This window comes from Nevskia soli, assembly GCF_903970205.1.
Classification (GTDB): domain Bacteria; phylum Acidobacteriota; class Terriglobia; order Bryobacterales; family Bryobacteraceae; genus Bog-113.
Map to the genome: position 1 here is coordinate 1 of NZ_CAJCHS010000140.1, position 3,234 is coordinate 3,234.

General features: G+C 60.4%; 4 protein-coding genes. 2 read left to right on the forward strand and 2 right to left on the reverse strand.

The features are described 5' to 3' along the window. Together H1Y01_RS06470 and H1Y01_RS06475 are read left to right on the forward strand one after the other, a co-directional pair. Positions 1 to 281, forward strand: a 281-nt coding sequence (locus H1Y01_RS06470) for a hypothetical protein (RefSeq protein WP_180539624.1), incomplete at its 5' end; no start/stop codon positions are given. 292 nt (positions 282 to 573) lie between these two features. Next, on the forward strand, positions 574 to 1,458 hold the full coding sequence (locus H1Y01_RS06475) for a glycosyltransferase family 4 protein (RefSeq protein WP_257644420.1): 885 nt from the start codon (positions 574 to 576) through the stop codon (positions 1,456 to 1,458). Here H1Y01_RS06475 and H1Y01_RS06480 read toward each other — a convergent pair. Beyond that, a complete protein-coding gene (locus H1Y01_RS06480) occupies positions 1,435 to 2,526 on the reverse strand; it encodes a glycosyltransferase family 4 protein (protein WP_180539626.1) in 1,092 nt (363 codons plus the stop codon). The genes H1Y01_RS06475 and H1Y01_RS06480 overlap by 24 nt on opposite strands. After that, positions 2,523 to 3,234, reverse strand: a 712-nt coding sequence (locus H1Y01_RS06485; RefSeq protein WP_180539627.1) for a heparinase II/III family protein, incomplete at its 5' end; no start/stop codon positions are given. The genes H1Y01_RS06480 and H1Y01_RS06485, both read right to left, overlap by 4 nt.

Below are 3,234 nucleotides of genomic sequence, written 5' to 3' on the forward strand. Positions count from 1 at the left end.
TCGTGCAGTTTGGCTATGCCGAGTGGGGCGCGCCGTCGAGTTATTACTGCACGTCGCGCGCGGAAGCCTGCGCGGTTGCCTTGGAAAAGATTAACGAGACAACGCCATTCTACTTTGCGACAACCGAGGGCACTCAACTACGCGGAGTACCCTGCACAAGAGCCTGCTCGATATCCATTCCCGGAATTAGCGGCCGCGTACTCTATTACCAGGTGCTCTTCCGCAATGGCTCGGGCGCTGTAGTCGCGACCGGCGAACCGGCGGTATTCGTTGTCCCATAAAGTCGGTTACTTGATCAGTCAGTACCCGACCTTAAGCCATAGCTTCATTTTCCGAGAGATTTGTGAGCTGAGGAACCTGGGACTGGACATCGCAGTCGCGTCAATCCGAAATCCCGATCGCCCTATCAATCAACTATCAACCGGGGAAAGAGCCGAGGCTGAACGGGCCTATTACATTCGTGCCGATGCGAAGCACTGGCCGACATCTCACCTGAAAACAATACTAGTCCGTCCCGGGCGCTATTTATCCGGATTACTCGAAGCGGTGAAGCTAGCCAAATGGAACTTGAGAGTGTTAGTCAGGCACTTACGATTCTTCGGCGAAGCGGTAACCGCGGGTCAATGGTTCCAAACTCGCGGCGTAGACCACGTCCACACCCACTTCGCCTCACTAACCACGCTCCTGATAGCCCGCATCTTCGGTACAGCGGTCTCCATGACCATCCATGGCTCGGATGAGTTCATCGATCCTGTAGGTTTCTGCATGGCCGAGAAGGTTCACACCGCGAAACTAGTCATCGGGATCAGCCGTTACGGCTGCAGCCAGATCATGCGCTTCTCGGAACCGGAGGATTGGGACAAAGTAGTCATGGTCAGGCTCGGAATCGACCCGGAGAACTTCCAACCTGTCCCGCCGCAGCCGTCCGGCGTCTTTCGAATCATCTGCGTAGGCCGCTTAGTCCCGGTAAAGGCATACGGATTCTTAATAAGTGCAGCCATTGAACTAACCAGGCGCGGTCATGCCGTGAAACTTACCATCGTCGGCGGCGGGCCCGAGCGCGAGCGTCTCGAACGCCTCGGCGGGAACGTCGAGTTCACGGGCGCGCTTCCCAACGACGCAGTCCGGGCGCGCCTGCGCGAATCCGACTGCTTCACCCTGGCCAGCTTCGCCGAAGGCGTCCCCGTCGTCCTGATGGAAGCCATGGCCCTTGAGATCCCCTGCGTCGCCACGCGCGTAACCGGCGTGCCGGAGCTGATCGAAGACGGCGTCGAAGGCCTGCTCGTGCCGCCGGCCGACGCGCAAGCTTTGGCCGACGCCATCGAACGTCTTATCGCTAACCCGGACCTCCGCCATCAGATCGCCGCGAACGGTCGCCGCAAGGTTCTCGATCAGTACGATCTCCGCCAAAACGCCCGCGAACTCCGCGATCGCCTAACGTCCGTGACGCCGACTTAGAAACTCTTCGTAGATGCCGGCCATCCGCGTCACCGAAGCCGCAATCGCGAGGTTCTCTTCGACAAACTTCCGCGCCGAAGTCGCGTAACTTCGCCGCATCCCCGCATCGAGCAGTAGTGTCGTCAGCGCGCCCGAAAGGCTGTCCAGATCGCCCGGCGCAAACAGAAGCCCGCGCTCGTTCCGCCCCATCAGCTCCGGGTTCCCGCCGACATCCGACGCGACGCACGCGCACCCGCACGCCATCGCTTCCATCAGCGAGTTCGAAAGGGCTTCGGTCTTCGACGGCAACACGAAGATATCGATCCCATGCATCCAGCGCGCAACGTCGTTCGTGGCAGGGACAAACTCCACGCCGTCGCCGGCCACTCGTCTTAGCTGCTCGAGCATGGACCCGCTGCCCACAATCAGAACCCGGCTCGGTACTTGCCGACTCACCTGTTCGAAGGATCGGATAAGTAGCTCAAGGTCCTTCTCCGGCCGCAGCGCGCACACCACGCCGATCGTCAAGAGTTCTCGAACTGGCCGTTCGCGAAACCCGAAAGCATTCGCGTCAAGGCCGTTGTAACAAAGCCGTAGGCGAGAGTCGGGCACATGTTCGTCCTCGACAAGATGCCGCCGGATATATTCGCAATTCACCACGATCGCATCGGCCATGCGATCGGTAAGACGCAGAATCCGCAGCCGCATCGTGCCGGCCAGGCTGCGGTGCGCCCGCTGGCTTGCCAGCACCACCGGGCTTCTGCCCAGCTTCGCGGCGGGGACACCGAAGATGTCCATCGGAACATCGAACGCATGCACCAGATCGATCCGCTGCGAACGAATGTAGTCGGCGAGGCGAAGCGCTTGCCTGACCGCTCCAAACGAGAAGAACGAGTGGATCGGAAACGTCACAATTGGAATCCCGGCGGCCTTGATCTCCGCGGTCCGAATCCCGCCGGACACGAAGCAGCCGACACGGACGTCGTACCGCGCCGGATCGAGAGCCTTTGCGACCTCCGTCAACTGCCGCTCGCTCCCGCCCAGATCGAGGCAATGCGAAAGGAGCAGAATGCGCTTGCGGTCGCTCACGGCAGGACGATCCTGGTGACCAGCGCCTCAATCACGGGAGAATCGCAAACACAGTGCAGAATCGAACTCGGCACGCGGGTACCAAAGACAGGCGAACGCCACGCCGGCCGGATCTCCGCTCGCAGTTGCGGATCGATGAAAATCTCCACAGGCCCGATCGCAAAGTGATGCGAATCGACACGTATGATTGGAAGCGCGGAGTGCCAGACTTGCTCTAGCGCAGGCCCTGACACGCGGTCACGAATTAGCAGCACCCGTTGATCAGTCCAGTCCACCGATCGCTCGTGAAACCACCCGCGATAGGTGCATCGTCCCGTCGCGCTCCATTGTTCAGCAGTAACACGCGAGACTTCGGGCTTATTTGCCCATCGGAACGGATGCACCGGATCCGCCTGGTCAAGGCCCCCCAACCGCACCGTAGAGTGCGCTAAGGTTCCGCGAAACCAGTCGCGGGCGGCTGGGTCACTGACGTAAGTGAAGGCGCCTGGATCTGTTAGGATCTCTTGTCCATCCAAGCTAAGGGTTACCGCCAAAGCATCGGCATGGCTGTGGCCGGCCCCGCCGCGGCTCATCTCACCGCAATCGAAGATTACTCTCGCCGCCCCGCGCCGAAACACAGTAAGTCCGCTACTCGCCCAATGCTCGCTCAAGTCGGGCAGCGACTGTTCGTGGAGTGTAGCCGGTCCGATCCACCAAATACCTTGCTCA